Origin of the sequence: Neobacillus drentensis, assembly GCF_036965425.1 — a bacterium.
Classification (GTDB): Bacteria; Bacillota; Bacilli; order Bacillales; family Cytobacillaceae; genus Neobacillus; species Neobacillus drentensis_F.
Window position 1 is genome coordinate 4,391 of the sequence record NZ_JBALPP010000141.1, and the last position, 5,788, is coordinate 10,178.

The window sequence follows — 5,788 nt, forward strand, 5'->3', positions numbered from 1 at the left end:
CGAGTGAGACTGCTTTTACAAGATACGGTAAATGAAATGAACTTTCATTGCCCGAGTGAGGCAACTTTTACAAAATACGGTAAATGAAATGAATTTTCATCGCTTGAGCATGCCACCATTTTCATTCAACGGGCAATGAAGCTAAGAACACTAATTATCTAAGCCAGCATTTCACTAGTCTGCTTTGCTTCCTGGCGCTGTTCTTTTATTAGAATACCCCCAATTAAGCCAAACATGGAAAACAGGACGGGGATGATAAACCCATAGTGATAGCCAACACTGCTGCTGGCAGCATGAAAATGGTCTAATACTTTTCCGAAAATAATTGGCAGAAGTACCGCGCTTAAAAAACCACCTGTATTGGCGAATCCTGAAACCACCCCTACCTCTTTCATCGGGAAAGATTTGCGGACCACAGCAAAGGTTAACGAGCTGGCCCCATTTCCATAACCAATGATAAAGAAAAGAACCACCAGCATACTAAAGGATGGCTTCCCATTAAAAATAAGGAACGCAATCCAGCAAATAAAAACAATTATATGGACAATGATATAAGGTCGTTTAATGGAATCCAGCCGGCCTGAAATCCAGCCCGTGAGCGGAGCGCCAATAAGTGCCCCAACCAAACCATACATAATCAACTGACTTGCATCCGATCGGCTCATCCCGTAAACATGCATGCCATAAGGAACAGCCCAAGAACCGATAAAACCAACATACGTACCGACCAAGCCAAAATGACATAAGAAGGTTGCCCATGCTTGACGTTCGGAGAACATCCGTCTTAATAAAACCAACGTATTTTCACGCTTTTTCTCTTTTTTTACTTTTAAAGCTTCGTTCGTAAAAATTTTCTTTGGTTTGTTTACGAGAACAATATATAAAAGTAGTCCACATAAACATAATAGGATTCCTGTAATAAAAAATGGAGTTCTCCAGCCAGATAAGGTGATCCAAGCGGAAAAGGGAACGGTTGCCATTAAGAAACCAAGGCTTCCGCTCATCCCAGCGACTCCTAGTAAGCCGACAAATTCTCTTACTTTAAACCATTGGCTCATAATTAAAACCAAATTAACCCAAATCGTCGCATCACCCATACCTGCCATCAATCTGGCAATAAGAAGCATATATTCATTTGTTGCCAGACTATAAAGAACAGTTCCTAGTCCATTGAGTATCGCTCCAACGATTAAAAACACGTTTGGACCAAACCGGTCTGAAAGAATACCAATGGGAACCTGCAGTCCAGCATAAGCCAAGAATTGAACACTGGTCAAAAGGCCGATGGTTGCCGCAGTAATGTTAAAATCTTTCATTAATTGATCGGAAATTAATCCAGGTGCTGTCCTTTGACTCACGATTAAAAAATAAGTGAACAAGACGGTGGCGAAAACCACCCAACGATACCTGCTATTTTGTTTATTCAATGATCTCTACCCCTGTTTACTTTTATTCCCTTCCAATTATACTCTAATTTTTTCATAAAAGGATTTTGTAAGAAAATTGGTTGCGTTTACACGAAAATTATTTTTTGAAAGAGGGCTGTATAAAAAAAAACCCCGAGTAATCGGGGAAATGGCTATTAATGATGGAGCAGTATCGGATGGTTTGAAGGATAGTTAAAATACTGCCGAACTGCGAGCGAAATTCCTTTTGCAATATTAACAGCCATCGTATAGATCAGGTGCAGATTTGTGATAAATAAAGAACATTCCATAGATGGATCATTTTCTAGGACAACCCCCATGACGCTGCAGTCGCCGATAGGAGGAAGCTGGTTTCCAAGACCTTCACCTGGCAGTAAAGCGCCTTCTCGAACGACTATGGAATTCACGATCCCCACTGAACCTAGAACACTATCAATCGCAACAACAAAACTATTTTCTGGAAGGCTGAGACGGGTAAATTCCGGAATGAGGGTTTTCGCATCCATAGGAGACTGAAGATTTCCTAAAACAGTTAAGTGGCCAGGAAACAGGTTAGAAAGCAAGGTCCCGACAAACGGACCTAGGCTGTCGCCGCTGATTCTATTGGAACCAATTCCAACGACATAAATATGCTTTGTTCCTTCGGGAATGAGGGAATGCAAGGTGTTGCGAATAAAGAGCGGAGCTAGCTTATGATCGTAAGGGATAATTCTATTATTCTGTGAGTTTAGCAAATCCATCTATTACACACCACCAATTTTTCTTCCTATTTCGCTTATCGAAATGTATAGATATTTTAATATTCTGTTTTTATATATAATATTCCTTCCAAGAAAACAGGAATTTCACATTAATTTAATTTTCATAATTTTCTAATGCACATAAATCTACCAATTCATACAAATAATGAAAAGTATGAGATTACAGTAGAGGGTGTATAATCGTTGACTATGTTTTCCTGGATTAGACATGAATGGGGACAAATAGTAAAAAATCCAAAGCTGATGGTAGCATTAATTGTGATTTTATTTGTTCCCATCCTATATAGTGGAACTTATTTGTGGGCGAACTGGGATCCATACGCTCATTTAGAAAGGCTGCCGGTCGCGGTAGTTAATGACGACGAAAAAGTCGATTATAAAGGGAGTTCGTACGCCATAGGTAATGATCTGGTTAAAGAATTGAAGAACGATAAAAGTTTTAAATGGAATTTTGTCAGTAAAAGTGTGGCTGATAAAGGACTAAAAAATAATCAATATTATTTTGAAATTTATATTCCCCGTGATTTTTCCAAAAGGGCCACAACGCTAACCGCGCAAAAACCGACGCCGCTCAATCTCTATTATAAGGTGAATGTAGGCAGCAATTTCATTGCCTCGCAAATTGGAAGAAATGCCGTCGATAAGATTCGAACAAAGTTAGCTCAGCAAATCAGCAAAAATTATGCTGAAGTCGTTTTTGGGAATATTAAATCGGTCGGGGAGGGCATGAACGAAGCAAGTAAAGGTTCAGGCCAAATTACTGCAGGCTTGAACAAATTAACTTCAGGAACCGAGGAAATCATCAGTGGCATGCAAAAACAAATCGATCCGTTAAGTCAACTGTCAAGCGGAGCACAAAAATTAAGCAATGCTGCCACACAATTATCCGATGGTGCGGGGCAATTACAATCGGGTATGGCTCAGGTAAGTAGTGGTTTGGGCACGTTGGATAGTGGACTAAAACAGTTAAATAGCAGTTCTACTCAACTGGCATCTGGGATGGGGCCGCTGGTGAATGGTTCCAAGCAATTAAGCCAAGTGATAGAAGGGTATGCAACTGGCCACCCTGAATCTGCCAATGACACTGCCTATCAGCAAATGGTCCAAATTAGTAATAGTCTCAGTAGTGGTCTAGTTAAATTCGATTCGAATTTTAACGCTTTTAATCAAGGATTGTATAAAGCTACACAAAGTACAGGAACTCTTAGTTCGGGATCAGCCACGATTGCTGCTAAATTGAAAGACCTATCAAATGGTGCAAAGCAATTAGCTGTTTCACAAGCAAAAATTTCTAGTGGAGCAACAAATGTTTATAATGGGTGGAATAGCGTGATTGGTCATTTGTTAACCTTGAAAGACGGGGAAGTGGACCTTGCTTTAGGCAGCAAGGAATTAACGGATAAATTGACAGATGGAGCAAAACAAATTCAAGCCATTCATTCAGGACAGCCTATTTATGAGATGATGTCCAATCCGGTCAGGCTAAAAGAGCAATTGGTACATAGTGTACCTAACTATGGAACAGGTTTAGCTCCCTATTTCCTATCCTTAAGTTTGTTCGTTGGGGCTCTTTTGCTTTCCACAATCCTCCCGTTCCGGGCCACCAGCTCCCGGCCTCCAACGGCGATGGCCTGGTTTTTATCGAAATGGGTTCTATTAGCTTTTATATCTATTTTTCATAGCATCATTACCAATCTTTTTTTAATAAAATTAATTGGATTGGATCCTGTGAACCCTGGTTTTCTTTACCTATTTACCTTTCTGGCTAGTTTGATGTTTATGTCAATTATTTTGTTGCTTGTGATTGCTTTGGATAATGCTGGAAGATTTCTAGCGATTGTGTTGCTGGTCTTGCAGTTGACTTCGAGTGCAGGAACGTTTCCAATCGAGCTCACACCAACGTTTTTACAAACGCTCCATTCGCTCCTGCCAATGTCCTATACAGTCCAGGGCTTCCGTGCGATTATTTCAACTGGGGATTATCATATTTTGCGTACTGATGTAACAGCGTTGGTGATATATTTGGTTGCTGCGGTTATTTTGACGTTGTTGGTGATAAGGGTACTTGTGAAAAAACAGGCTAATTTAAAGGAAGTTTAGTTAAAAAGGGTCATTTCTGATTTGTTTTTTTGAATGAGTGGGATACGCTACCTAAATCCATTGAAGAAACACTATAGGGTAACGTAGGGTCGTTCTACGTTACCCAAAACGAGGTTGAGAAGAGGATTCGGTAACGTAGAGTGGTTCTACGTTGCCCAAAACCAGTTCGTGAAGAGAATTCGGTCACGTAGCCAGCCTATCCGCGGCGAACCTTTTTGCCCAAGAAGAAGTTAAATCCGTACCACTCTGCCATTAAACTTCTCTTTCCAATACCCCGTTGACATATCGGCAATGGCGACTCCGGTAGAGCTTTGTGATCCAATGAACTTCCCGTTACCTAGGTAAATGCCTACATGGCCATCTTTTTTATAAGTATCAAAAAAAACAAGGTCTCCTGGCCGCATTTTACTTAACGAAACTTGTGCACCAGAATTTTTTATTGAATCTGTACTCCAACCTAATTCAATCCCCGCCTGGGCAAAAGCCCAATGAACAAAGCCGGAACAATCAAATCTTCCGTTGTCGACATCGTATTCATTTCTTCCGCCTCCAAATACATAGACAGAGTTTCCAATGTATTTATAGCCTGCGGAGATAATTTTCTTAACGTTTCCATCCTCCAAAGCCGGAGGCTCTATGTATTCTGTAACTTTAACAGTTTCAATCTGTTTTTTTAGGCCTTCATATTGTCCTTTTTGTTCCGATAGCATGGAACGCATTCCTTCGAGGTCCGTTTTTGTGCTAAGAAGTCCAGTGAGTTTTTTATCTAAAGCAGCCTTTTTACTGTCATATTCATTCTTTTCGGATTCCTGCTGTTCCAAAAGGGTCCGGTCTGCCTCTACAATCGATGCTACTGCTCCTACTCGATCAATAAAATCGCTCAAGCTAGTTGAACCTAACAAAACATCGAGATAACTTAAATGTCTGTTGCTTTGCTGATAGGAAAGGGCACGTTCTTTTAATACATTATTTCGTTTTTCCATACTGTTTTTTAAAATACTAATATCCTTCTCAAGCTTTTGTACTTCAGATGTGGCCGCTGCTTCCTCTAAATCAGCTTTAACAATTGCCTTTTGATTATCATGAATTGCTTGATTAATTTTCTGCAATTTTTCATTGATACCATTATGAGATTCTGCTTGTGACAAAGCCTTTTGATTCGCTATTTTTGCTTCCGCATGAGCCTTAGGGGTTGTTTGAAAAGTTGATAACCCTAATATGATTAACATGGGCAGTATAAGTTTCATCCATTACACCTCTTTTGGAAATTTCGTAAAATTCAAACCACTAACAAGTCCACATTATAACAAAGCAGTTTTTCAGCTTTGTAATAGGGACTTTACAATTTAATATCAGCTCAAAAGTGTATTTGCCTAATTTTAGAAGAGAATAAGCTCCCAATTGTATAAAAATCATAGTATATATAGTGAAAGTAGGTGAAAACATGACATCAGGAATGGGAATGAGTGGCTTCCCAGGCATGGGAATGAGCGGAATGCC

The 5,788-nt window shown here is 39.8% G+C and carries 4 protein-coding genes; 1 reads left to right on the plus strand and 3 read right to left on the minus strand.

Translation table 11 applies throughout. The annotated features are described in order from the left end of the window. Positions 1–158: 158 nt before the first annotated feature. Complete coding sequence (locus tag V7161_RS27305; protein ID WP_335715944.1) at positions 159–1,427, minus strand: MFS transporter; 1,269 nt, start codon at positions 1,425–1,427, stop codon at positions 159–161. A 155-nt stretch (positions 1,428–1,582) separates the two neighbouring features. Further along, positions 1,583–2,167: a spore protease YyaC gene (gene yyaC, locus V7161_RS27310; RefSeq protein ID WP_335715945.1), complete on the minus strand. Its 585-nt coding sequence runs from the start codon at positions 2,165–2,167 to the stop codon at positions 1,583–1,585. Positions 2,168–2,377: 210 nt separating this feature from the next. Here yyaC and V7161_RS27315 point away from each other — a divergent pair, with 210 nt between their 5' ends. Then, entirely contained in the window at positions 2,378–4,288 is a 1,911-nt protein-coding gene (locus V7161_RS27315) for a YhgE/Pip domain-containing protein (protein ID WP_335715966.1), read from the plus strand. A gap of 230 nt (positions 4,289–4,518) precedes the next feature. On the opposite strand, the gene V7161_RS27320 is transcribed toward V7161_RS27315, so the two are convergent. After that, positions 4,519–5,535, minus strand: a complete 1,017-nt coding sequence (locus V7161_RS27320) for a C40 family peptidase (RefSeq protein WP_335715946.1) — start codon at positions 5,533–5,535, stop codon at positions 4,519–4,521. Positions 5,536–5,788: the final 253 nt, after the last annotated feature.

Excerpts from the sequence above, each read along its gene's own strand:
- V7161_RS27315 (WP_335715966.1), top strand. The coding sequence starts at position 2,378 with ATGTTTTCCTGGATTAGACATGAATGGGGACAAATAGTAAAAAATCCA.
- yyaC (WP_335715945.1), bottom strand. The coding sequence starts at position 2,167 with ATGGATTTGCTAAACTCACAGAATAATAGAATTATCCCTTACGATCAT.
- V7161_RS27320 (WP_335715946.1), bottom strand. The coding sequence starts at position 5,535 with ATGAAACTTATACTGCCCATGTTAATCATATTAGGGTTATCAACTTTT.